This window comes from Streptomyces sp. W16, assembly GCF_033194735.1.
Classification (GTDB): Bacteria; Actinomycetota; Actinomycetes; order Streptomycetales; family Streptomycetaceae; genus Streptomyces.
Genome location: NZ_JAWOAI010000025.1, coordinates 1 through 22,520, shown reverse-complemented (window position 1 = coordinate 22,520; position 22,520 = coordinate 1). Strand labels below are relative to the sequence as shown.

At 68.9% G+C, this 22,520-nt stretch carries 23 protein-coding genes; 9 read left to right on the top strand and 14 right to left on the bottom strand.

The annotated features are described in order from the left end of the window. Positions 1-36: 36 nt before the first annotated feature. The 5 genes from R6V09_RS05590 to R6V09_RS05570 all read right to left on the bottom strand — a co-directional run bounded on the left by R6V09_RS05590 (position 37) and on the right by R6V09_RS05570 (position 6,682). Positions 37-1,137 (bottom strand): NDP-sugar synthase, encoded by a 1,101-nt coding sequence (locus R6V09_RS05590; RefSeq protein WP_317880209.1) that lies wholly within the window; start codon positions 1,135-1,137, stop codon positions 37-39. A gap of 16 nt (positions 1,138-1,153) precedes the next feature. Beyond that, on the bottom strand, positions 1,154-2,383 hold the full coding sequence (locus R6V09_RS05585) for a glycoside hydrolase family 113 (protein WP_317880208.1): 1,230 nt from the start codon (positions 2,381-2,383) through the stop codon (positions 1,154-1,156). Positions 2,384-2,407: 24 nt separating this feature from the next. After that, a complete protein-coding gene (locus tag R6V09_RS05580; protein ID WP_317880207.1) occupies positions 2,408-3,859 on the bottom strand; it encodes a glycosyltransferase family 2 protein in 1,452 nt (483 codons plus the stop codon). 232 nt (positions 3,860-4,091) lie between these two features. Then, positions 4,092-5,465, bottom strand: coding sequence for a glycoside hydrolase family 26 protein (locus R6V09_RS05575; protein WP_317880206.1), 1,374 nt, complete (start codon positions 5,463-5,465; stop codon positions 4,092-4,094). A gap of 338 nt (positions 5,466-5,803) precedes the next feature. After that, positions 5,804-6,682 (bottom strand): hypothetical protein, encoded by an 879-nt coding sequence (locus R6V09_RS05570; RefSeq protein WP_317880205.1) that lies wholly within the window; start codon positions 6,680-6,682, stop codon positions 5,804-5,806. A gap of 348 nt (positions 6,683-7,030) precedes the next feature. Between R6V09_RS05570 and rplM the strand changes: the two genes are divergently transcribed. The 3 genes from rplM (at position 7,031) to glmM (ending at position 9,596) form a co-directional block, all read left to right on the top strand. Continuing rightward, complete coding sequence (gene rplM, locus R6V09_RS05565; RefSeq protein WP_013001400.1) at positions 7,031-7,474, top strand: 50S ribosomal protein L13; 444 nt, start codon at positions 7,031-7,033, stop codon at positions 7,472-7,474. A 42-nt stretch (positions 7,475-7,516) separates the two neighbouring features. Next, a complete protein-coding gene (gene rpsI / locus R6V09_RS05560; RefSeq protein WP_043676862.1) occupies positions 7,517-8,044 on the top strand; it encodes a 30S ribosomal protein S9 in 528 nt (175 codons plus the stop codon). 193 nt (positions 8,045-8,237) lie between these two features. Next, on the top strand, positions 8,238-9,596 hold the full coding sequence (gene glmM / locus R6V09_RS05555; RefSeq protein ID WP_317880204.1) for a phosphoglucosamine mutase: 1,359 nt from the start codon (positions 8,238-8,240) through the stop codon (positions 9,594-9,596). Here the strand turns inward: glmM and R6V09_RS05550 are convergent. The 6 genes from R6V09_RS05550 to R6V09_RS05525 all read right to left on the bottom strand — a co-directional run bounded on the left by R6V09_RS05550 (position 9,593) and on the right by R6V09_RS05525 (position 14,285). Further along, on the bottom strand, positions 9,593-10,534 hold the full coding sequence (locus tag R6V09_RS05550; protein WP_317880203.1) for a DUF389 domain-containing protein: 942 nt from the start codon (positions 10,532-10,534) through the stop codon (positions 9,593-9,595). The genes glmM and R6V09_RS05550 overlap by 4 nt on opposite strands. A gap of 22 nt (positions 10,535-10,556) precedes the next feature. Further along, positions 10,557-11,525: a type I pantothenate kinase gene (coaA, locus tag R6V09_RS05545; protein WP_317880220.1), complete on the bottom strand. Its 969-nt coding sequence runs from the start codon at positions 11,523-11,525 to the stop codon at positions 10,557-10,559. A 67-nt stretch (positions 11,526-11,592) separates the two neighbouring features. Next, positions 11,593-12,072 carry an SMI1/KNR4 family protein gene (locus R6V09_RS05540; protein WP_317880202.1) on the bottom strand — a complete coding sequence of 160 codons (480 nt, stop codon included), beginning with the start codon at positions 12,070-12,072 and terminating at the stop codon, positions 11,593-11,595. Continuing rightward, complete coding sequence (locus tag R6V09_RS05535) at positions 12,069-12,488, bottom strand: hypothetical protein (RefSeq protein WP_317880201.1); 420 nt, start codon at positions 12,486-12,488, stop codon at positions 12,069-12,071. Before R6V09_RS05535 ends, R6V09_RS05540 begins: the two co-directional genes overlap by 4 nt. Further along, positions 12,485-12,952: a hypothetical protein gene (locus R6V09_RS05530; RefSeq protein ID WP_317880200.1), complete on the bottom strand. Its 468-nt coding sequence runs from the start codon at positions 12,950-12,952 to the stop codon at positions 12,485-12,487. Before R6V09_RS05530 ends, R6V09_RS05535 begins: the two co-directional genes overlap by 4 nt. A gap of 19 nt (positions 12,953-12,971) precedes the next feature. Then, entirely contained in the window at positions 12,972-14,285 is a 1,314-nt protein-coding gene (locus tag R6V09_RS05525; RefSeq protein ID WP_317880199.1) for a hypothetical protein, read from the bottom strand. 105 nt (positions 14,286-14,390) lie between these two features. Between R6V09_RS05525 and glmS the strand changes: the two genes are divergently transcribed. Continuing rightward, the gene (gene glmS / locus R6V09_RS05520) at positions 14,391-16,238 is read left to right on the top strand and encodes a glutamine--fructose-6-phosphate transaminase (isomerizing) (RefSeq protein ID WP_317880198.1); all 1,848 of its coding nucleotides are present in this window, start codon (positions 14,391-14,393) and stop codon (positions 16,236-16,238) included. 7 nt (positions 16,239-16,245) lie between these two features. Here glmS and R6V09_RS05515 read toward each other — a convergent pair whose 3' ends face one another. Next, positions 16,246-16,677, bottom strand: a complete 432-nt coding sequence (locus tag R6V09_RS05515) for a hypothetical protein (RefSeq protein ID WP_317880197.1) — start codon at positions 16,675-16,677, stop codon at positions 16,246-16,248. Between the two features lie 167 nt (positions 16,678-16,844). On the opposite strand from R6V09_RS05515, the gene R6V09_RS05510 reads away from it, so the two are divergent. After that, positions 16,845-17,270: a hypothetical protein gene (locus tag R6V09_RS05510; RefSeq protein ID WP_317880196.1), complete on the top strand. Its 426-nt coding sequence runs from the start codon at positions 16,845-16,847 to the stop codon at positions 17,268-17,270. Positions 17,271-17,294: 24 nt separating this feature from the next. Continuing rightward, positions 17,295-18,284, top strand: a complete 990-nt coding sequence (locus R6V09_RS05505) for a CehA/McbA family metallohydrolase (RefSeq protein ID WP_317880195.1) — start codon at positions 17,295-17,297, stop codon at positions 18,282-18,284. Positions 18,285-18,324: 40 nt separating this feature from the next. Here R6V09_RS05505 and R6V09_RS05500 read toward each other — a convergent pair whose 3' ends face one another. Both R6V09_RS05500 and R6V09_RS05495 read right to left on the bottom strand, forming a co-directional pair. After that, the gene (locus R6V09_RS05500; RefSeq protein WP_317880194.1) at positions 18,325-19,092 is read right to left on the bottom strand and encodes a DUF5995 family protein; all 768 of its coding nucleotides are present in this window, start codon (positions 19,090-19,092) and stop codon (positions 18,325-18,327) included. 258 nt (positions 19,093-19,350) lie between these two features. Beyond that, positions 19,351-20,235, bottom strand: coding sequence for an RNA polymerase sigma factor SigF (locus tag R6V09_RS05495; RefSeq protein WP_317880219.1), 885 nt, complete (start codon positions 20,233-20,235; stop codon positions 19,351-19,353). Between the two features lie 316 nt (positions 20,236-20,551). Here R6V09_RS05495 and R6V09_RS05490 point away from each other — a divergent pair, with 316 nt between their 5' ends. The 3 genes from R6V09_RS05490 (at position 20,552) to R6V09_RS05480 (ending at position 22,495) form a co-directional block, all read left to right on the top strand. Beyond that, positions 20,552-20,923, top strand: a complete 372-nt coding sequence (locus tag R6V09_RS05490) for an STAS domain-containing protein (protein WP_317880193.1) — start codon at positions 20,552-20,554, stop codon at positions 20,921-20,923. A gap of 175 nt (positions 20,924-21,098) precedes the next feature. Next, complete coding sequence (locus tag R6V09_RS05485) at positions 21,099-21,626, top strand: ATP-binding protein (RefSeq protein ID WP_317880192.1); 528 nt, start codon at positions 21,099-21,101, stop codon at positions 21,624-21,626. A gap of 161 nt (positions 21,627-21,787) precedes the next feature. Beyond that, positions 21,788-22,495 carry an LPXTG cell wall anchor domain-containing protein gene (locus R6V09_RS05480; RefSeq protein ID WP_317880191.1) on the top strand — a complete coding sequence of 236 codons (708 nt, stop codon included), beginning with the start codon at positions 21,788-21,790 and terminating at the stop codon, positions 22,493-22,495. The last annotated feature ends 25 nt before the right edge of the window (positions 22,496-22,520 follow it).

Sequence of the window (22,520 nt, the reverse complement as noted above, 5' to 3'; positions counted from 1 at the left end):
CTGTCCGGACGGGCCGGTGGGGGCGGGCCGGTGGATTCAGTGGGCCGTCAGGCAGGCGGCGGCCGTGCCGCTGACGCGGACGCCTTGGGCGGGGATGCGGATGCCGCAGGACAGCCGTAGCTGGGCGGGCAGTTCGTTCTCCGCGCCGATGTGCGCGTGGCAGCCGACCACGACCTCGCGCAGGAGCGATTCGCTGCCGATCGAGGAGTCGTGATCCACCACGGACTCGTGGATCCGGGCGCCTTCGGCCACGGTGACGCCGCCGCCGATGATGGAGCGGTCGACGACCACGTGCGGGCCGATGACGGCCTGCGGGCCGATCGTCGAGCCTCCGGTGACGCGGGCGGTCGGGGCGATGGTGGCCGTGGGATGGATCAGGGCCTCGGCGTACCGCTCCACGAGGGGGGAGGTCACCCTGCCGGTGACCAGGTCGGCGGAGCCGTGGACGAAGGCCAGCGGGGTGCCGAGGTCACGCCAGTAGTCGTCCGTGGTGTGGCCGAAGATGGGCCGCCCCTGGGCGACGAGCTGCGGGAAGGTCTCCTGCTCGACGGAGACCTCGCGGTCGGCGGGGATGGCGTCGAGGACGGACCGGCGGAAGACGTAGCAGCCGGCGTTGATCTGGTCGGTGACGCACTCCTCGGCGGTCTTCGGCTTCTCCAGGAAAGACAGCACCCGGCCGGCCCCGTCGGTGGGGACCAGGCCGAAGGCGCGTGGGTCGGCGACCCGGGTGAGGTGCAGGGTCACGTCCGCGTCCCGGTCCTCGTGCTGCTCCAGGACGGCGCGCAGGTCGACGCCGGACAGGATGTCGCCGTTGAGGACGAGGATCGGGGCGCCGGGGGCGTCGCCGCGCAGCAGCCGGCCGGCGTTGCGGATGGCGCCGCCCGTGCCGAGCGGGACCTCCTCGACTGCGTAGGAGATCTCCAGGCCCTGGGCGAAGTCCTTGAACTCCTCCTCGAAGAGGCCGGCGAGATAGGAGGTGGCGAACACGACGTGTTCGACGCCGGCGTCCATCAGCTTGGCGATCTGGTGCCGGATGAAGGAGGAGCCCGCCACGCTGAGCAGCGGCTTCGGGGTGTGGTTCGTCAGGGGGCGCAGCCGGGTTCCCTTGCCGCCCACCAGAATGATGGCTTCGCGCATGATTGCCTCGCTCTCGTCAGCTGGCGGTCGTGGTGCCGGGGCCCGCGTAGGCAGAGGTGAAACAGGACTTGATGGCCTTCTCGGAGGCGGGGCGCCCGGCGAAGTCGAGCCGGGAGGCGATCTTGTCGTCGGGCTTGACGTTCGGGTCGGTGTCGAAGTAGATCGACCACCAATAGACGCCGCTCATCTTCCGTTCCTGGACGACCTTGCAGACGGCCGTGTACCAGTTGGCCTGCACCTGGAGGTTGACGGCCCGCTTGGCGTAGAAGTTGCCGGGGGAGTGGTAGGCGCCGTTCATGGCGCCGATGCCGGCCTCGGAGATGGTGATCTTCGGCAGTGGTCCGGTGGCCTTCTTGTCCAGCCAGTCGTTCCAGCCGGCGACGAGGGTGCTCACCGACGCGGTGTCCGCGACCTTGACCGGGAAGTACGCGTCGACGCCGAGGTGGCTGACGGGCATGGTGATCGGGCCCTCGACGTAGTTGTCCCAGTTCGCGTCGTACGCGACCTCGCCGTCGAAGGTCTTCTCGGCACCGTCCACCAGCGCCTCCCAACGGGGGTCGCCCTCCATGGAGTTGAGCTCGGTGCCGATGACGAAGGTCGCCGCCTGCTCGCTGTGTGCCGCCTTCAGATAGGGCGTCATGAACGCCTTGTACGAGGCGAACCAGGCGGCCCGGTCGGAGGGCTTGATGTTTCCGCGCCAGCCGCCGTTGGCCGTGTCGAGGGACTTCTCGTCCATGAGCGGCCGTACGGTCGTCCGCAGTCCGGCCTCGTGGAAGATCTCCAGGACGCGGGCGACCCGCTCGGGCGTGGGGGTCTTGTCGCCCCGGCTGATCTCCGTGGACGTACGGGTGCCGGTGTAGAAGGGGAAGCTCACGCTGATCGAGTTGGCGTGCAGGCCGACCACGTAGTCGGCCTGGGTCCTGGCCTGCTGCTCGATGTACTTGAGGGTGTGCTTGGGGTTGTCCTCCCAGTAGAGCTGGACGCCCCACTGCGGCATGCCCTTCTTCCACTCCTCGGCGACCTTGGCGGGGCTCGCGTCGGCCGTGCCCGAGGAGTCCTTGGTGGTGCCGTCGGCGGAGGGGGTCTTCGGCGTCGTGGTCTTGTCGCCCTTGAGGACGAGGGTCGGCAGCATCGAGCCCGATTCCCAGCGCAGCGGATGGTCACCGGCGACGAAGGGCACCACGAGCACGAAGGAGATGACGGATACGGGCAGCACGGCGAGCAGAGGAAGGCGGGCGCGCTTCATGGAGTATCGATTCTTCTCTTCGGGTCAGGCGGGCTTGGCGATGACGACGAACTTGTTCTCCTCGCGGCGCACGAACTTCCAGAGGCCCTTGATGCCGCCGATTCCTTCGAGGAGCGAGAACACGGGCAGCATGAGGAGCACCGCCATGGGCTCCCACCACTTGCGTCTGCCGTTCGCCGAGGCGATCGCGTTGAGCCGCAGCCCTTCCCAGTACGCCCAGATCACATAGGCGAAGCTGATCGACCACAGGATGACGACCGACTGGGTCACGGGCGAGGTGTTCATGTCGCCGATGAACCAGCCGACGAAGATGATCGTGCCGACGTGCTGCAGCGGGCCCAGGATCCAGCTCGTCACACAGACGGTCAGGAACCAGCGGTAGCGGAGCGGGACCTTGCGGTTGCAGCAGAGGGCGACCAGGCCCCAGGCCCAGCGCTCACGCTGCTTGATGAAGTCCTTCGCGTTGGCCGGCGAGGCGCCGTAGCAGCGGCCGTTGAACCAGTCGCTGCGGCCGGGGTAGATCCGGCAGAACGTCAGCGCGAGCCGGGCGTCCTCGACGATCTCCTTCGGGCCGAAGTCCCAGCCGATCTCGGCCTCGATGGAGGCCCGCAGCACCAGCAGTTCGCCGTGCACGCCCGCGGCCGGGGTGCCGAGGCCGGTGAAGGCACGGAACCGCGCGATGTCGTCGGCGGGGCGGATGGCGTCGGCGAACCAGGTGAGCTTGGACACCGCGTTCTCGCGCGGGTACGTGAGGATGCCCTGCGCCATGTGCTTGACCTCTTCCGGGGTCGCACGGCGCTGGCGGTTGATGAACTGGGCGAGGGAGGCCGCGGTGTCCGGGCCCACACCGGTGTCGTCGTCCATGTGCAGCACCCAGACGTGTTCGAGGGCCTCGCCCTCCTCGATGCGCAGCTCATGGGCGTAGTTGTTGGCGCGGGCCTTGAAGCGGGTGCCGTTCTTGGTCTCGTAGACCTTCGGCACGGTCACCACCCGGATCAGGGGGGAGGTCGCCGCCAGCGCGTCGATCCGCTCGGCCGCCTCGCAGCCCTCCTCGGTGAGGACGTCCACGCGCATGTACGGGAACCACTCGGGGAGGTGCTCCACGTAGGAGAGGACGGACCGCTCCAGGGCCGGGTATGTGTCGTGCCGGCCGATGGTCGGCACGAGGGTGATCAGGAAGTCCTGGTCCACCGGGGCGGGCGGGGTCATCAGGTGGGCCTTGCGCAGCCGCCGGCGGATCAGCATGAAGCCCTGGAAGGAGACCAGGACACCGGGCACCGGCAGGGCCCAGCAGATGGTGATCACCCAGGCGAGCGGCGAGTCGCTCGGTGTGTACGACCACAGACTGAAGACGAGCAGGAACACCAGGGGGACGACGAACGGCATGATCCCCGGCCGCCACGAGGCAGTGCGCTGTGCCAGTTTCGCGTTGTGCCGCGAATGCGGCATACCCCCGTCGACCAGTGTCGTTGTCACGACTGCGGAACTCCCATGAGATCGGTGGTGCGTCGAGGCAGCAGCAGATCTCGGCACGACACGCTACGCGCGTCGCGCCTGGTCACTTCGGGTTCTGCCCCCAACGCCTTCTTTGGCGTCTCGGCCACTCAGAAGCCCCCCCGGGCGCCCAAAAACGCTGGCCGAACAGCTGCACGATCGTCGCACAATTGCTTCACGCAAGGAATACGGGTGTGAAAGGTGTAGTCAAAAGTTAATCAATCTGGCTCTTGTGCAGTGATGTCCAGATAGAGGCCGACGCAGTGATCACCTGCGCGGAGGCGTAGGTTCCCCTCACGTCGGCGGGCGTGTTCTTCCCCGTCGGAGAGGAGACGTTGTCGTACGACAGCGCCTGCCCCCACACGCTCCACAGCACCCAGGGCGTCCGGCTCAGGGTGTGCGGCTGGGCCGCGTTCAGCGGGACGTGGAAGGACTCGGCCATGGCCCGGGGCCTGCGGTACCGCTCCAGACCCCGGTACCAGACCTCCGTCCAGGCACCCTGGCCGTACGGCTTCTCCGGGGAGCCGCTGTAGTCGTCGACACCGACCACGTCCACGTAACGGCCGCCCGGGTAGTAGGCGTGCGGCGACGGGTGGCGCGAGCCGTCCCAGGAGACGGGCGCCCAGACGAAGATCAGGTTGTGCAGGCCGCGCCGTGTGACGAGGTGGTCGTATGTCGCACGCCACAGTTTTTGGTATACGGCCGGATCCTGCCCCGACCACCAGAAGCCGTCACCGGGTGCCGTGTTCATCTCGTGGTACGGCCGCAGCAGCACCGGAACCCCGCGGTCCGCCAGGTAACCGAGGTGGTCCGCGAGATAGTCGAGGTCGTGCAGCAGGGCCCGGTGCTCGGCGGTGCCCTCGGTGACGACCCGGGTGAACCAGCCGGGGTCCTTCGCGGCCGGCGAGTTGCTGTTCAGGGTCTGCGGGAAGCCCTTGACCTCGCTGCCCGGGTACGGCTGGTGGAAGGAGAAGCCGACGATCCCGGCCGGTGCGCCCCCGTTGTGCGGCAGCGAGACCCGCGCGCCGCCCGCACCGCAGTCCGTGTGCGTGCCGGAGGGCCGGTACGAGCCGTCGGCGGCCCGGGGCAGGCCCGCCCACACCCCGACCGCGAGATCCACGGCGTCCTCGGCGTACCCCCACATGCGCCGGCAGCTCGGCCAGGAACGCGAGTACGAGCGGGACTCGCCCACCGCCCAGCCCCGCTGGCCGTACCCGGGTCCCAGGTCCAGCTCCACGAAGCCGGGCAGCCGGCCCGTGATGTCCTGGGCCTTCTTGTAGTAGTAGCCCGGCTGCTTCAGGCCCCGGTAGTCGCCGTACGACGCGTTGTACCGCTCGTTCTGCAGCTCCACGTGCTGGCCGATGACCGTCCGGGAGGCCTCGCCCCGCCGCGCCTTGTTCTCCAGGCCGGCCAGCAGCGCGTAGACGTTCCGGGCGGCGGGTGTGGCCTTCGGGTCCCGGTCGCGCAGATCCGTGGGGACCGTGCCGGGCTGCTGTCCCGCGGCCTCGGGCCGTAGGGCCCACCACGACAGCGGGGCGAGCACCGCGGCCGACACCCCGGCCCCGATGAGCTGAACCCGCCCGCGCATCCGCATGATCCCCGACCCCTCCCCGACGAACCCGAGGTGATTCTGCCTCGGAACGGGAGTGGGGCGGCGGGGGTGCGTCCTGGCTCTAGGGCCTGTCGTCTGGATCAGGCCGGCGTCGCGGGGTGTGGCACGCACTCCCCCACTGCCTTAAAGGCGTGGGGGGACCCCCAGCGGCGTTGTCGTCGGTTGCCGACTCCCCCACGCTCGAACCACCTCGCGCGGGGGGACCCCCATCGCGTCGCCGCCCTCCTCCGCCTTGCAGCTGCACGCACTACGCCCCGCTCGGGTCGGTCGACAAGGCACCGTGAGCCAGGCCGGCCTGATCCAGACGACAGGCCCTAGTTCTGCGCCGCCGCCGAGGCCTGTGCCTCGCCGCGTCGGCCGATCTGGCGGAACGCGAACTCGGCCAGGTCGTCGCCGATGGTGAAGACCTGGGTGTCCTTCGTCGTCACGTCCGTGCCGTTGGTGAAACCGGCGATCGTGAAGTAGGCGTAGCGGCCGTAGGAGTTGGTGGTCGTACGGCACACCGCGCCGTCGCAGAACGGCTTGACGCCCTTGCCGGACAGCGAGCGGATGATGGCCTTCTTGTCCGCCTGGGTCTTGACCTTCGTCGCCTGGGCCTCGGAGTCGAAGACGGCCACGCCGACCGTCACCGCGACATTGCCCTTGGTGTAGGTGACGCGCATCAGACGGGTGCAGTCGTTGGCCGTGAGGACCTTCGGGAGGGTCGACTGGGCAGCCGAGACACAGTTCGTGGTGTCGGCCGTCGGGCCCTTCTTGTACACCGTCGAGCCCATGGTCAACTGCGTGCCGGGGAACAGGAGTTCCGCGCTGAGCGGCGCGGTGTCCTTGGCCTTGCTGGAGATGAACTCCTTCGGGTCCAGCGGCGGCGGCGCACTGGTCGGCGCGAAGGACGGCGAGGTGGCGCCGACGCTCGGCAGGGACCCGCTCGCGGGCAGGTTCGTCGGCTTACCGGACGCGGTGTCGTCGCCGTTCGCCGACATCACGGCCATCGCGACGGCCGTCCCGACGGCTATCGTCGCGAGCGCGCCGCCGCCTATGAGCAGCACTCTCTTGCGCCGGTTGCGTGTCTCCGCCCGGTCGGCGAGCGCGGCCCAGTCCGGGGTCTCGTCGTCGACGTTGCCGCCCCACGGCTGCTGCGATTGCGGTTTCCAGGGATCCCACTGGGACTGGGGTCCCCCCTGCCCAAAGCTCATGGGTCGCATCCTAGACGGGGCAACGGCCGTGCACGTGCGTCTCAATGAGCCCCGGAGCAACTGACGTTGGGGGTGGTCACGGTAAGTATTTTCACCGTTGCTTTCCGCGCCTGTTCCGGTCACGCCGACCGCGTTTTGACCCGTCCGGGGCGGCGCGGGTACTCTTACGGTTTGTTATGCGTATCGGCTTGGTCGTTCTCAGGCGAGAGGCCCTTACGTAGGTTCCCTGGAGCAGTTACCAGTGGGCGGCATACGGGCATCGTCCCCGGCCATTGTCGTCCCCAGCTGCACGATCGCTTCAGTGATGCCATGTGTCAGCACCCATCCACTGAAGAAGAAGGCTGCGAAGTGCGTACGTACAGCCCCAAGCCCGGCGATGTGACTCGCCAGTGGCACGTCATTGACGCTCAGGACATCGTCCTGGGCCGTCTGGCTACCACTGCCGCGAACCTCCTCCGTGGCAAGCACAAGCCGACCTATGCCCCGCACATGGACATGGGCGACTTCGTCATCATCATCAACGCCGACAAGGTTCACCTGTCCGGCAACAAGAAGACCCAGAAGCTGGCGTACCGCCACTCCGGCTACCCGGGTGGTCTGCGCTCCGTCCGCTACGACGAGCTGCTGGCGAAGAACCCCGAGAAGGCCGTCGAGAAGGCCATCAAGGGCATGATCCCCAAGAATACCCTGGGCCGTCAGATGATCAGCAAGCTGAAGGTCTACTCGGGCGACCAGCACCCGCACGCTGCCCAGCAGCCGGTGCCGTTCGAGATCACCCAGGTCGCGCAGTAGTTCCGGCCACACCCCCAAACAGAAAAGAATCTGAGGAGAACCGTGGCCGAGACCACCGTTGAGCAGCCGGTCGAAGAGACCGAGACCGAGCTCGTCGACATCGAGAGCTACACCACCGAGTCCGAGGTGCCCGTCGAGGGCGAGTACACCTCGGAGTCGCTCGCCGGCCGCTTCGGCGACCCGCAGCCGGCCGCCGGCCTGGGCCGCCGCAAGAACGCCATCGCGCGCGTTCGCATCGTGCCCGGCACCGGCAAGTGGAAGGTCAACGGGCGCACGCTTGAGGACTACTTCCCGAACAAGGTCCACCAGCAGGAAGTCAACGAGCCCTTCAAGGTGCTCGAACTCGACGGCCGCTACGACGTCATCGCCCGCATCTCGGGTGGCGGCGTCTCCGGTCAGGCCGGTGCCCTGCGCCTCGGCGTGGCCCGCGCGCTGAACGAGGCCGACGTGGACAACAACCGCGCCGCCCTCAAGAAGGCCGGTTACCTCCGTCGCGACGACCGTGCGGTCGAGCGCAAGAAGGCCGGTCTCAAGAAGGCCCGCAAGGCTCCGCAGTACAGCAAGCGCTAAATCGCGCTGGTTGTCTGTACTCCGAACGCCCCGGCGGCACGCCACTCGTGCCGCCGGGGCGTTCGTTTATCACAGCCGGGGGCGTATAACGGCACAAGGCGCTCAAAGGCTTGTGTGATCGGATGAACAGGCATCGTATGCCTGGATGCAGGACTCTCGCCCTGCAGAACTTTCGCCTTCCTCAGGAGGACAAGTGGGACGACTCTTCGGCACGGACGGCGTGCGCGGTGTCGCCAACGCGGATCTGACGGCCGAGCTGACCCTCGGCCTCTCCGTCGCGGCGGCGCATGTGCTCGCCGAGGCGGGCACCTTCGAAGGCCACCGGGCAACGGCCGTGGTCGGGCGGGACCCGCGCGCGTCCGGGGAGTTCCTGGAGGCCGCCGTGGTCGCCGGCCTGGCCAGCTCGGGAGTGGACGTACTGCTCGTCGGTGTGCTGCCCACCCCCGCGGTGGCGTATCTCACCGGTGTGCTGGGCGCCGACCTCGGTGTGGTGCTCTCCGCGAGCCACAACGCCATGCCCGACAACGGCCTGAAGTTCCTCGCGCGCGGCGGGCACAAGCTCGACGACGAGCTGGAGGACCGGATCGAGAAGGTCTACGAGGAGCACCGCACCGGCGCCCCCTGGGACCGCCCGACCGGCTCCGGCGTCGGCCGCGTCCGGCACTACAACGAAGGCTTCGACCAGTACGTCGCCCACCTCATCGGCGTGCTCCCGAACCGGCTCGACGGGCTGAAGATCGTCCTCGACGAGGCGCACGGCGCCGCCGCCCGCGTCTCCCCGGAGGCCTTCTCCCGGGCCGGCGCCGAGATCATCACCATCGGCACCGACCCCAACGGGCTCAACATCAACGACGGCTGCGGCTCCACCCACCTGGGGCTGCTCAAGGCCGCCGTCGTCGAGCACGGCGCCGACTTCGGCATCGCGCACGACGGGGACGCCGACCGCTGCCTTGCCGTGGACCACACCGGTGAAGAGGTCGACGGGGACCAGATCATGGCCGTACTCGCGCTGGCGATGCGGGAGCGTTCCGCACTGCGCTCCGACACCGTCGTCGCGACCGTCATGTCGAACCTCGGCTTCAAACTGGCCATGGAACGCGAGGGCCTGACGCTCGTCCAGACCGCGGTCGGCGACCGCTACGTCCTGGAGGAGATGAAGGAGCACGGCTACGCGCTGGGCGGCGAGCAGTCCGGGCACGTCATCATCCTGGACCACGCGACCACCGGCGACGGCACGCTGACCGGCCTGATGCTGGCGGCACGGGTCGCCGACACCGGCCGTACGCTCAAGGACCTCGCGTCCGTGATGACGCGGCTGCCGCAAGTGCTCATCAATGTGCCCGACGTGGACCGCACGAGGGTCGGCACCTCCGCCGACCTCGCGGCGGCCGTCGCCGAGGCGGAGCGCGAACTCGGCTCCACCGGGCGGGTGTTGCTGCGTCCGTCCGGTACCGAGCCGCTGGTACGGGTGATGGTGGAGGCCGCCGACATCGACCAGGCGCGGTCGGTGGCGGGGCGATTGGCGGATGCCGTGAAGTCGGCGCTGGGTTAAGCCGGTTCGGGGGTGCGCTTGCGCTGCCAGGTCCAGAACGTCTTCTGGGCGAGCAGCGTGAGCGTGCCGGCCAGCACGATGCCGCCGAGGTTGGCGAGGAGCTGCCAGGTGGAGCCCCAAGTCTGGGAGTAGTCCGTGTAGTTGAGGGCGACGGCGGCGTTCGCGGCGGCCGGAACCGTCGTCACCGAGATCGCCACGCCGATCAGGGCACCCGACTTCGCGGACGTGAGGGACAGGGTGCCCGCGATGCCGGCCAGGAAGGCGACGACGAAGGACATCCAGTCGGGATTCCAGATGAAGGCCGTGTTGGGCCGGGGCCCGTCGATCATCGACCGGTCGAACAGCCCGAAGACGTCCATCAGCCAACTGAAGCCCGCCGTCAGCACCATGGCCGCCGCGAACCCGGCGAGCAGCGCCCACAGCGACCGCCACACCAGGTGCGGAGCCTTCCGCACCAGCGCCGTGGAGATCCCCGCGAGCGGCCCGAACTCCGGCCCCACGGCCATCGCGCCCACGATCAGGATCGCGTTGTCCAGCATCACACCGCAGGCCGCGAGCATCGTGGCGACGGTCAGGAACGCGACGTAGGTGACGGTGAGCGTCGACTCCTCGTGCGTCGCATCGGCGAGATGCTCCCACAGCACGGCATCGGCACCCTCGCCGGGCGCGTCGTCCTCGGCCTTGTCGGCCCGCTTCGACAGCGACAGGTCGATGTTCTCGACGGCGATCGAGCCGGTCCGGTCGACGCCCAACTCCCGTAGCGCGCCGATGAGTTCGTCACCGGCCTCGCGGGCGACGTCGCACATGACGACATCGCCGGCCGGGTTGCGGGCGGCGCCGGGCAGGACGACGAGGTGCGTGGTGCCGACGGTCGTCTCGATCAGCCGGACGACGTCGTCGGTCCGGTCGGCAGGGGTGATCAGGCGCAGGTGCAGCATGACGCACTTCTATCAGGCCGCTCTACAGCTTCCGCAGGCTGAGCCGCCGCACCTTGTGGTCGGTGCCCTTGCGGATGACGAGGGTGGCGCGGCCCCGGGTGGGGGCGATGTTCTCCACCAGGTTGGGCTTGTTGATGGTGCGCCAGAGGGTGCGGGCGTAGTCGACGGCCTCGTCCTCGGAGACCTGGGTGTACTTGCGGAAGTACGAGTCCGGGTTCTGGAACGCGGTCGCGCGCAGCTTGCGGAACCGGTTCAGATACCAGCGCTCGATGTCCTCGGCGCTCGCGTCGACGTACACGCTGAAGTCGAAGTAGTCGGCGAGCCCGACACGGGTACGTCCGTCCTTGCCGGGGAGCGCGGGCTGCAGCACGTTGAGCCCCTCCACGATCAGGATGTCGGGCCGCCGGACCGTGAGCCGCTGGTCGGGGACGATGTCGTAGATCAGGTGGGAGTAGACGGGTGCGGTGACCTCGTCCTTGCCCGCCTTGATGTCGGCGACGAAGCGGGTGAGCGCGCGGCGGTCGTACGACTCCGGGAAGCCCTTCCGCGACATCAGCCCGCGCGCCTGCAGCTCCCGTGTGGGCAGCAGGAACCCGTCGGTGGTGACCAGCTCGACGCGCGGGTGCTCGGGCCAGCGGGAGAGCAGCGCCTGGAGGAGGCGCGCGACGGTCGACTTCCCTACGGCCACGGAGCCGGCGACGCCTATGACGAACGGGGTGCCGGACTGGGAGCCCTGTTCGCCCAGGAAGGTGTTCAGCGCGTTTCTCAGGCCGTCCGTGGCGCCGACGTAGAGGTTGAGGAGTCTGGACAGCGGGAGGTAGATGTCCCGCACCTCGTCGAGGTCGATGACATCACCGAGGCCGCGCAGCTTCTCGACCTCGTCGGCGGTGAGCGGCAGCGGCGTCTTGTCGCGCAGCGCGCTCCACTCGGCTCGGGTGAGGTCGACGTAGGGAGTCGCCTCCGGCTTGTGCCGGTGGGCGCTCCGGGGCATCGGGGAGACCGGAGAGATCACCAGTCCATTGTTAACGGAGTTTGAACGGGGTGGTGGGTGGGGTGCGTCACGTGGGCAGGCCCAGGTTCCGCCGGCACTCGGCGAGTGCGAACTCTCCGTAGCTGTCCGCGATCTTCTCCATGAGCCCGCCGTCGGGGACTCCCGGGTTCCAGGTGAGGACGGGGTACTCGCCGTCCTGGTCGGGGCGGGAGGTGTCGAGGACGGCGAACATCCACACGTCGTCGAGCAGGACCACCATCAGCTCCGGCCGCAGGCCGATGGTCCGGGCGCCAAGGGTCTCGTCCGAGGAGCCCCGGAGTACGTCCCCGGCGCGTTCGTTCCGCCACACGCCGAGGAACTCGGTGGGCGGGACATCCCAGGTGCCGAACTCCTCGATCAGCAGACGGTACGACGGCGGGAACGTCAGGCCCATCTCGCGCTCGGCACGGGCGATGAGGTCGGGGAAGCAGCCGTCGTAGTGCTGTGCGTCGTCCTTGTTGGCGCGGACCAGGGCGATGACCTGGCGGCTCGCTTCGAGAGGCGTCATGGGCCCGTCACCATGATCATGAATCCGGACGTGTGCCTGTCCGGTTCCTCGACGTCGAATCCCGCCGAGGCGAGGATCGCCATGAGGGCGGTCCGCATCTGGTTGTGCACCGTGTTGTAGTGGCGGAGGACCGGGGGCGGGTTGTCGTAGTCGATCCCCTGCGCGAAGAGAGCGAGCGCGGGACCACTCAGCTCCGCGTCCGTGCGCCAGTTCGCGTACACCCCGCCGTCGACGAACGGCGTTACGTACACGCCGATGCCGGGCAGGACGTCCGGATCGTCGGTCAGATCAGGCCGGCGCACGGGAAAACCGACGAGTCGCAGTTCCCGGCAGACTCGCCCGGCCAGCGCCTGGCGCTCCTCGACGATCTCCGGTGAGGCTTTCGGGGGCAGGTCGAATCCGGGGTGGTCGGTCATGGGCCCTCCGGAATGAATGTGGGTCTCAGCGCGGGCGGCAGGTCGGACATCGTCCCGAACACCAGGACGTGGTCGGGGTTCGTGGTGTCGTTCTCCGGCGTCGCGATGAGCCCCGACGACAGCAGGATCTTGATCAGCGCGCCCCGCATGTGCAGGCCGATCGTTCCGGGGTAGCGGACGGCGGGTGCGGTGGGGTGGCCGGCGGTGAGGCTGTCGACAGCCGCTTCGACCATCGCGGGGTCGCATCTCCAGCCCACGGACACCGGTGCCGAAACCGTCTCGGCGTCGGGGTCGACATGGACCACGGCTCCTGACCGGTCCGCTGTCGAGGGGGCTCCGTCGCGGAAGGCGGGGAGACCGGCCTGCTGGAGCGCCTGGATCACCCGGTCGGCCAGCTGGTTCCGGACGGCGAGGACCTCGTCGGGCGCGCGGGTGAAGCCGTACTCGGGAACAGCGTTGCTCACTCTCCGGGTGTCCTTCGGGTCAGTTCGCAGGGGCAAGGTGATCGACGGCCCACGGCACGTGGTCCTCGCCATAGCCGAACCGCTCGCCCAGTGCCCGGTAGCCGGCGTACTGGTGCGCGGTGAGCGGTACGGACAGCACCTTGAGCAGGCGGAGGAACAGACGGTATCCGAGGTCGGGGTCGGCGTGGGTGACTGTCTCCTCCAGGGCGGCGACCGCGGCCGGGCCCGGGATGCCGAGCCAGTGGGCGCTGACGGTACGCGTCGCCAGGTATGGGCTCGCCTCGCGGATCACCTCCAGCACCGGGGGTGCCAACTCGGTCCTTACCGGTCCTACGACGGGCGTGTACGACGGGGCGATGTCCCTCAGGCGTTTCTCGCTCACGTCCGCGATCAGTCGGAGCCAGTCCCGTCCGTCGATGCCGAGCACGTCGATGTTGAGGCCCCGGCCCGAGGCGGCCAGCCACAGGGTGGTGACGGTGTCGGTGGTGAGGGGGGAGGCAAGGAGACGGGAGGCGTCCTCGTACAGCAGCGCCGCCGCGGTGCCCGGGGTCTGCGCGGTGTCGTCGCCCGCCGCGGCCTGCTCCACACCCTCCCGTGCCGGGGGCTGCCACCAGTCGCCGGAGAAGCGCTCCGACAGTGCCGAGATGCCGAAGTCTCCCGAGCCGTCGCGCCGGGTCGGGTCGAGGGGCAGCCACTGGATGTCGAGGCCGTCGTAGACCAGCGGTCCCGGGTAGCCGAGTTTCGCGTCGAGTTCCATGAGGCGGTCGTACTGCTCTTTGCCGACCGGTACGTTCCACGCCTTCAGGATGCGGAGAAGGAGGCGGAACCCGAGCTCCCCGTCGGCTTCCCCGACGATGTCCTGCAGGGCCTCCGCAACCGTCGCGGGCAAGGAGGCAGAGGTGGGGGCAGAAGTGGAGGCTCGTATCTCTGTGATGACGGCTTCGCGGAGTTCTTCTTCCGCGAGTTCGGGGTGTGGACGCTCCAGCCAGTACACCTGGCGCCTCCTGCGGGTCCGGGCCGGGTACAGGTCCGCGAGCCCGGTCAGCCACGTCCGGAGGTCCGTCCCGAAGTCCGCCGGGTCGAAGCGTTCGTGCGTGGCCGCGAGCCAGGCCGCGCGGAGTGTCCCGTCCGGCAGACCGGAGTCCAGCAGGCAGCGGAGGTCCACACCGAGTTCCACGGCGCCTTCGCCTTCGCAGTCACCGGCCACCTCCGCGGCGAGCTCCAGCGCCCGTACGGCGTCGGGTGCGGTGGCCGAGGCCAGCCTCCCAGTGAGCGCGCTGAGCCCGAAGTCGTCCTCGTAGAGCTCGAAGTACCGTTCGCGCTGTCTCGTCATGGGTTCCATTCTCCTGTGTTCACGGTTCTCGAACATGGCCGGAATTTCCGGAATCGGGCACGAAGTGCCGTGTTCGGGCGGGCCTCGGCGCCTAGGCTGCCGCGCATGTGCGGAATCGTGGGATACGTGGGGTCGCAGTCGGCGCTTGATGTGGTGATGGCCGGACTGAAGCGGCTGGAGTACCGGGGTTACGACTCGGCGGGCGTCGCCGTGCTCGCGGACGGCGGGCTGGCGGCGGCCAAGAAGGCCGGGAAACTCGTCAATCTGGAGAAGGAACTCGTCGACCGCCCGCTGCCGGCGGGCGCGACGGGCATCGGACACACCCGCTGGGCCACACACGGCGGCCCGACGGACGCCAACGCCCACCCGCACCTGGACAACGCGGGCCGGGTCGCCGTCGTCCACAACGGCATCATCGAGAACTTCGCCTGTCTGCGGGCCGAGTTGACCGAGCGCGGGCACGATCTCGCCTCCGACACGGACACCGAGGTGGTCGCGCATCTGCTGGCCGAGGAGTTCTCGGCGTGCGCGGACCTCGCGGAGGCGATGCGGCAGGTGTGCCTGCGTCTGGAGGGCGCGTTCACGCTGGTCGCCGTACACGCGGACGAGCCGGACGTGGTCGTCGGCGCGCGCCGCAACTCACCGCTCGTGGTCGGCGTCGGCGAGGGCGAGGCCTTCCTCGCCTCCGACGTCGCCGCGTTCATCGCCCACACGCGCTCCGCGATCGAACTGGGCCAGGACCAGGTGGTCGAGCTGCGCCGCGACGGCGTGACGGTCACCGGTTTCGACGGCGCTCCGGCCGAGGTCCGCTCCTACCACGTCGACTGGGACGCCTCCGCCGCCGAGAAGGGCGGCTACGACTACTTCATGCTCAAGGAGATCGCCGAGCAGCCGAAGGCGGTCGCCGACACCTTGCTGGGGCGGATCGATGTGGAGGGACTGCTGACTCTGGACGAAGTCCGCATCCCCGTCCATGAGTTGAGGGAGATCGACAAGGTCGTCATCGTCGCCTGCGGTACGGCCTTCCACGCCGGGATGATCGCCAAGTACGCCATCGAGCACTGGACGCGTATCCCGTGCGAGGTGGAGCTGGCGAGCGAGTTCCGGTACCGGGATCCGATCCTGGGCGCGCGGTCCCTGGTGATCGCCATCTCCCAGTCCGGCGAGACGATGGACACGCTGATGGCGCTGCGGCACGCCCGTGAGCAGGGTTCGAAGGTGCTGGCCATCTGCAACACCAACGGGTCGACGATTCCGCGGGAGTCGGACGCGGTGCTGTACACGCATGCCGGGCCGGAGGTCGCCGTAGCGTCGACGAAGGCGTTTCTGACGCAGCTCGTGGCGTGCTACCTGGTCGCGCTGTATCTCGGTCAGGTGCGGGGCACCAAGTGGGGCGACGAGATCCAGGCCGTCATCCGCGACCTCTCGCAGATCTCCGGCGAGGTCGAACGGGTGCTGGAAACCATGGAGCCGGTACGGGAGTTGGCCCGGTCGGTGGCTTCCAAGAACACCGTGCTCTTCCTGGGACGCCACGTCGGCTATCCCGTCGCTCTCGAAGGCGCCCTGAAACTCAAGGAGTTGGCGTACATGCACGCCGAGGGCTTCGCCGCGGGGGAGTTGAAGCACGGGCCGATCGCGCTGATCGAGGAGGGCATGCCGGTCGTCGTCGTGGTTCCGTCGCCGCGGGGGCGGTCGGTTCTGCACGACAAGATCGTGTCCAACATCCAGGAGATCCGGGCGCGGGGTGCGATGACCATCGTGATCGCGGAGGAGGGCGACGAGACGGTCGTGCCGTACGCCGACCACCTGATCCGGATCCCCGTCACGCCGACGCTGCTGCAACCCCTGGTCGCCACGGTGCCGTTGCAGGTGTTCGCCTGCGAGCTGGCCACGGCTCGGGGCAACGAGGTGGACCAGCCGCGGAACCTGGCGAAGTCGGTGACCGTGGAGTGAGCCGACCTCAGTCAACTGCCGGGGTGTCGGCGAGACTTACGGCGGGGCAGCCGAGCATGCCGGTCAGCACACGGCGCTGACGAGGCGTCAGAGGAGTCACGAAGACCGCCGCTTCGGCGGCGGTCCGCTCACAGAGCAGCGCTGCTTCACGGACCTTCCCGTAGGTCAGAAGAGTCCGTCCGGAATAGGGCAGCGCCATCTTCCGCGCACCGCCGTCCGAGACGCCGCGCCGTTGCACGATCCGGCCCACGACCCGCGCACCGCGTAGCTCCATCTCCCGTGCCGCCGAGTCCATCAGCGCGGCGCAGTCCTTCTGCCTGCCCGAGAAGAAGCCGACGATCACCACATCGGCACCCGCGACCACGAAAGCGGGAGGCTGGTGCTGGGCCGCTTCCGTGTGCTGGGCTGGACGCCGGTTGCGCCGTCGACCCTGATGCATGGCCCACAGGCTAGGCGCCCGTCATCCGCGGCGGTACACGTTTTCCCGTGCTCCGTGTGTGCGCTGAAAGCGCGATGAGGCCGTCGTGAAACCGGCCGGGCGCAAGCTCTGTTCCAGAAGGCGGAAGGCCAGAAGGAAGGCCCGCCCACTCCAAGGAGCACACCACCATGGCTATCACCCACACCTACACCCTCACCCTCGCCGACCAGGACAAGGCCACCCTGCGGACCGCCGCGTACGGCGCCGTGTCGCTCATGGCGGCGGCCGGTACGGCCGGCTCGCCGCACCGGATCGCCACCCGCGGCAGCATCGCGCTGACCTCCGCGACCGGTCAGGTCGGCTACGTACTCGCCGAGAAGTCGAAGATCGAGGGCCTGAACGGCAGGTCCGTGGCCGAACTCGCCGACCAGGTCCTTCCGGCCCTGACGGCAACCATGCGTCTGCTCGGTCGACAGGACCCGGCCGAGGCCGACAACTTCCGCACCACCGTCACCCTTGCCGTGGAAGAGTCCGTCCGGGCCGTCAAGGGCGAGCCCGGGCCTGTCATGACCGAGATGATCCGCAAGATCACGGGAGCGCTGGACGCCGCGTGATCGGGCGGCTTTTGAGGAGTGAAGATGCCGAGTGCGGTGCGGGCGGTGCGAGTGGCCGGTCGGGAGGACGGCTGGTACCGAGGCGACTGTCACGTGCACTCGGTGTCCTCGAACGGCGGTGAGCTGACACCGGAGCGTCTCGCCGACGAGGCCCGTGCGGCGGGCCTGGATTTTCTGGCGGCCACCGAGCACAACAACGCGGACACGCACGGTACTTGGGGTCGCTGTGCCGGTGACGATCTGCTGGTGGTTCTGGGGCAGGAGGTCACCACCCGTACCGGGCACTGGCTCGCGCTGGGTGTCCGGTACGGGCAGGTGGTCGACTGGCGGTACGGCGTGCGGGACGAGGTCGTCGACCGGTGGCTGGCCGAGGTCCATCGGGGCGGTGGGCTGTGCGTGGTGGCCCATCCGCACGCGCCGTACGACTCGGGCACGTTCCTGTATCCGTACCAGGGGTTCGACGTGGTGGAGGTGTGGAACGGGCCGTGGAGCTCGGACCTGCCCTGGCAGGCGGACAACGAGGCGGCGTTGGCCGAGTGGGGGCGGGGGCTCGGTGAGGACATCCGGCAGGGCGGGTGGCGGCCGGCGATGGGAAACAGTGACGCTCATCTGTCGGGCCAGATCGGTGTTCCGCACACTGTTGTGCGGGCCGGGGAGTTGAGCACGGGCGCGGTGCTCGCCGGAATTCGTGCCGGGCGGAGTTGGATCGCCGGATCGGCCGCTGTCGAGTTGTCGTTCGAGGTCTCTGCGGGTGCTCAACGAGCGGGTGTCGGTGGGCAGTTGGAGTGCCGCGATGAACCGGTGGCGGCTCGGGTGGGCGTGCGCGGTGTGCCTTCGGGGGTGGTCAGTTTTCACACCGGGCGGGGGAAGGTCCACGCGGCTTCGCTGCCGGGCGCGGGTGCGGGCACGGTGGAGTGGCGTACCGGCGCGGCGGAGTCGGCGTTCGTCCGGGTAGAGGTGCGGCATCCTGGAGGGGACATGGCGGCTCTGACCAATCCGGTCGTTCTGCTTTGAACGCAGTCCTTCCTGGGGCGGGCGGGCGATTCGCCGGCCCCTACCCCGTCTTCTGCGTCGCGCTGTCCAGGTGCGCGATGACAGCCGCCACGTCGTCGCTCTCGGTGTGGCGGATCAGCTCCAGGGCCGGGCGGACCAGGGCGCCCGGGCGGGCGATCAGCCGGGCGAGTACGGCGGCTCGGATGTCGAGGCGGTCGATGGTGGCCTCGCGTTCCTCCTCGGCCTGGCCGGCGAGCAGGACGGTGTTGTGCCACGCCTCCTGGCGGGACTGGACGATGCTGAAGTCGAGGATCTGTTCGTCGGTGCGCCCGCCGACCCGGTCCAGCAGGGACAGGAGCGGCGACAGGGCGTCGACCGAGTCCTGCACCGCCAGCACCACCCGCGCCAGGATGTCGTTGATCAGCAGGTAGTCGTGCTGCAGGGCGTGGATGTCCGCGCCGGGGCTCGTCCGCGCGGCGGCCACGGCCAGGTCCAGGTTGATGTGCGCGTTCACGCCGAGGATCAGGTGCTGGACGATGACGGTGTCGGTGTCGTCCAGCAGCCCGAAGGTCTCGCGCCAGCAGCGCGGTCCGCCCCGGTTACGGCGCCAAGCGTCGTGGGCCTCGAAGTAGCGGTTGCCGAAGAGCGTGTCGAAGCGGTCCATCCGGGCGCCGTCCTCGAACCGCCCCTCGTGGATGGCCGCACGGATCTCGACGGTCACCTGCCGGTAGAGCGCCGCGAAGTACCCGATCCGGTCGCCGGTGCGGGTCGCCTCCCGCACGATCTCGGCGAGCCCGTCCACCACTTCGTCGATGTTCTGTGCCGTCATGCCCGACTCCCGTTCCCTGGTGCGTCGTTCGGCCTGCGCTACGGCTGCTGTCCGGTCCGGAGAGCCGGTCCCCGTCCTATCACCGCGCACCGGAAACCGGGCCTGTTTCGGCGGCCTTCGACAGAGACCGAAGGGTTCGAAGAGTTCGGAGCCCGTCAACGGCCTGAGCCCGTCAACGGCCTGAGCGCGGCGCACGCATACGCGCGCCGCGCTCAGCACAGGCAGGGGAGACCAGCTCCCGGGGAGACAGGGCGAGGGCTACTCCTCGACCGTCAGTCCCCTCCGCAGTCGTACCAGCGTCCGCGACAGCAGCCGCGACACATGCATCTGCGAGATGCCCAGTTCGTCGCCGATCTCCGACTGCGTCATGTTGGCGACGAAGCGCAGGGAGAGGATCTGCCGGTCCCGGTGCGGGAGTTCGGCGATCAGCGGCTTCAACGACTCGACGTACTCGATGCCTTCGAGCCCGTGGTCCTCGTAGCCGATGCGGTCCGCGAGCGCGCCCTCGGAGTCGTCCTCCTCGGGCTGGGCGTCAAGTGAGCTGGCGGTGTAGGCGTTTGACGCCGTCATGCCCTCGACGACCTCGTCGCGGGAGATCTTCAGACGCTTGGCCAACTCGTCCACGGTGGGGGCGCGGTCGAGTTGCTGGGCCAGTTCGTCGCCGGCCTTGGCCAGGTCGAGCCGGAGTTCCTGCAGCCGGCGCGGGACGCGCACGGACCACGAGGTGTCGCGGAAGAAGCGCTTGATCTCACCGACGATGGTGGGCATCGCGAAGGTGGGGAACTCGACGCCGCGGCTCAGTTCGAAGCGGTCGATCGCCTTGATCAGGCCGATGGTGCCGACCTGGATGATGTCCTCCATCGGCTCGCTGCGCGAGCGGAACCGGGAGGCGGCGAACTTGACCAGCGCGAGGTTGAGTTCGACGAGCGTGTTGCGGACGTACGAGTACGCGTGCGTCCCTTCTTCGAGGGACTCCAGCCGCTCGAAGAGGGTCTTGGAAAGGGCCCGTGCGTCGACGGCGCCGATCTCGTCGTACGGGGGGATCTCAGGGAGCCCCTCGATGATGGGATTGGGATCCAGTTGTGCCGGTGGGGGTGTCGACGTCGCTGTCGGGGTAGGCGATGCGTCGAGCCGGGGTGACATGGTGTCCTCCATCGTTCTCGGCATATGGCTGCCGAAGCCGGTGCGTGCACTGCGGAGTGCGGCGCCTCCAAAGCCGGTCGTGTCGGTCGTGTCGGTCGGTCGTCATCGGGTTTATCGATAGCCGGTCTAATCGGTCGTATCGAATGTCCAAAAACTTGTCCCTACTAGCCCTACCCGTTTTCCGGAGCCCGCCGCAAGTGCGCTGCGTGCCCATATGTCCACTTATGGGCGGTTGTTCGGGTGTCGGAGAGTGTGAGGAAGGCGTAGTGTTCCAGGGCGAACGTCAACAGCCACGACCTCGGGAGAGAGAGACGGCATGGACCGCGGGACGGTCGGCAGCGCACAGTCTGGCCGGCTTCTGGTCGAGGTGCGGAAACAGGGCCCCAGTGCCGTCGTGACACCGGCAGGTGAGTTGGATCACCACACCGCCGATCTGTTGCGCGAGCCGCTGGAGGACCTGCTCGCCCATGGGTACGCACGGCTCGTCGTGGACTGCTCACGGCTGGAGTTCTGCGACTCCACGGGCCTGAACGTACTGCTCGGCGCGCGCCTGAAGGCGGAAGCCGCAGATGGTGGAGTGCACCTCGCGGGGATGAAGCCCGCGGTGGCACGCGTGTTCGAGATCACTGGGGCGGATGCGGTCTTCACCGTCCACGACACCCTTGAGGCTGCTCTCGCCGACGAATAGGGGTGTTTTGCCGGTTCGCCAGGGCAGGAGAACATCTGAACCCGTCGGCAACCATCGGCAACCGGAGCGACGAAAACGCTCCTGACCCACGTACTGACTGTTGAACACGTACCGACCCTTGAACACGTACCGACTCTTGACTCGTGAACCGGTGAATCGGTGAGGTGAAGCGCTGATGAGCACCACCCGGCCCTACCCGCCGGGCGACCGCCCGGAGCCCGGTGGCGCTACGGGGGCGCCCGCGGGGGGCGCTTCCGTGCCGTCCACCGGGGACGACACCGAACCGGCCGCGGGCCGGCACACCCGCAGACTCAGCTTCGCGGGTGAGAGCGGGGTCGTCCCGCTCGCCCGCGACTTCGCCCGCCAGGCCCTGTACGCCTGGGGCTGGCTGCCCGCCGAGAGTGCCGACCGGCGCGCCGCCGCCGAGGACGTGCTTCTGGTCGTCTCCGAGCTGGTCACCAACGCCTGTCTGCACGCCGAAGGGCCGGACGAGATGTGGATCACCTGCGAGAACAAGGTGATCCGGGTCGAGGTCTCCGACCGCGGTACCGGCCAGCCCGCCCCCAGAACCCCGCACCGCGCGGGCCGCCCCGGCGGCCACGGCATGTTCATCGTGCAGCGGCTGTGCCTGGACTGGGGGGTCGTGCGGACTCCGGGCGTCACCGGAAAAACCGTGTGGGCGGAGCTGGGAGCACCGGCGTAGTGCGGACGTAGCACGGGCGAGGGCCCCACAAGAAAATCGTTTCCCCGACAACTGACGCACGCCGGATCGTCACAACTCCGGCGTGCGCTTTGCCTTCCTTCCTCACGACCCCGGGCGTACCTTGACGGCCGATCTGATGTGCCGTCAGGAATGAGGGGACCGTGTCGTACCAGAAACGAACCGCAGCGCTCGCGTCCGTCGCGGCCCTGGCCGGCTCGGCGGTATTCATGGCCGCCCCCGCAGCCCGGGCCGACGTGGTCGACGTCAACTACAAGTGCCAGACGCCGATCGGCGTCAAGACCGCCGTCTCGCCGATCGACATCAAGGGTGTCAAGAGCGGCAGCGGCTACAAGCTCACCATGTCCTGGCAGAAGGGCGTCTCCTCCAGCCCCGTCGAACTCGGCAAGGGCGCGATGAGCCCGAGCGCCACCATCAAGCTGGGCGGCGCCGACAGCGGCACGGTCTCCGTGTCGGGCCCCGCCAACGCCGCCGCGATCCCCGCCAACACCCCCATCAAAATCAATGACTTGACCGGTACGTACACCCCGAAGGCGAGCGGCAAGGTCACGTTCACGGCGGCCATCCTCACCATCAAGGCCCTCGGTACGACGACCACGTGCACCCCCACCAACAGCCCCGGCCCGTCCCTCACCCTGGACGTCACGGCGGCGGGCGGGTCATCGGGATCCAGCGGTTCGACGGGAAGCGACACCGGTACGGGCACCGACTCCAGCGGCACGCTCCCCAAGACCGGCCCCGACGACTCGGTCATCGCCCTCGGCACGCTCGGCGGCACGGTGCTGCTCGCGGGCGCGGCGGGCACCCTGTGGCTGACCCGGCGCAACCAGACGGCCCGCGCCCGCCGTTGACAGCCCCCGCACCTCCGCCGTGGAG

Excerpts from the sequence above, each read along its gene's own strand:
- R6V09_RS05590 (WP_317880209.1), bottom strand. The coding sequence starts at position 1,137 with ATGCGCGAAGCCATCATTCTGGTGGGCGGCAAGGGAACCCGGCTGCGC.
- R6V09_RS05585 (WP_317880208.1), bottom strand. The coding sequence starts at position 2,383 with ATGAAGCGCGCCCGCCTTCCTCTGCTCGCCGTGCTGCCCGTATCCGTC.
- R6V09_RS05575 (WP_317880206.1), bottom strand. The coding sequence starts at position 5,465 with ATGCGCGGGCGGGTTCAGCTCATCGGGGCCGGGGTGTCGGCCGCGGTG.
- R6V09_RS05570 (WP_317880205.1), bottom strand. The coding sequence starts at position 6,682 with ATGAGCTTTGGGCAGGGGGGACCCCAGTCCCAGTGGGATCCCTGGAAA.
- R6V09_RS05550 (WP_317880203.1), bottom strand. The coding sequence starts at position 10,534 with ATGCTGCACCTGCGCCTGATCACCCCTGCCGACCGGACCGACGACGTC.
- coaA (WP_317880220.1), bottom strand. The coding sequence starts at position 11,525 with ATGCCCCGGAGCGCCCACCGGCACAAGCCGGAGGCGACTCCCTACGTC.
- R6V09_RS05540 (WP_317880202.1), bottom strand. The coding sequence starts at position 12,072 with ATGACGCCTCTCGAAGCGAGCCGCCAGGTCATCGCCCTGGTCCGCGCC.
- R6V09_RS05535 (WP_317880201.1), bottom strand. The coding sequence starts at position 12,488 with ATGACCGACCACCCCGGATTCGACCTGCCCCCGAAAGCCTCACCGGAG.
- R6V09_RS05525 (WP_317880199.1), bottom strand. The coding sequence starts at position 14,285 with ATGACGAGACAGCGCGAACGGTACTTCGAGCTCTACGAGGACGACTTC.
- glmS (WP_317880198.1), top strand. The coding sequence starts at position 14,391 with ATGTGCGGAATCGTGGGATACGTGGGGTCGCAGTCGGCGCTTGATGTG.
- R6V09_RS05515 (WP_317880197.1), bottom strand. The coding sequence starts at position 16,677 with ATGCATCAGGGTCGACGGCGCAACCGGCGTCCAGCCCAGCACACGGAA.
- R6V09_RS05510 (WP_317880196.1), top strand. The coding sequence starts at position 16,845 with ATGGCTATCACCCACACCTACACCCTCACCCTCGCCGACCAGGACAAG.
- R6V09_RS05505 (WP_317880195.1), top strand. The coding sequence starts at position 17,295 with ATGCCGAGTGCGGTGCGGGCGGTGCGAGTGGCCGGTCGGGAGGACGGC.
- R6V09_RS05500 (WP_317880194.1), bottom strand. The coding sequence starts at position 19,092 with ATGACGGCACAGAACATCGACGAAGTGGTGGACGGGCTCGCCGAGATC.
- R6V09_RS05495 (WP_317880219.1), bottom strand. The coding sequence starts at position 20,235 with ATGTCACCCCGGCTCGACGCATCGCCTACCCCGACAGCGACGTCGACA.
- R6V09_RS05490 (WP_317880193.1), top strand. The coding sequence starts at position 20,552 with ATGGACCGCGGGACGGTCGGCAGCGCACAGTCTGGCCGGCTTCTGGTC.
- R6V09_RS05485 (WP_317880192.1), top strand. The coding sequence starts at position 21,099 with ATGAGCACCACCCGGCCCTACCCGCCGGGCGACCGCCCGGAGCCCGGT.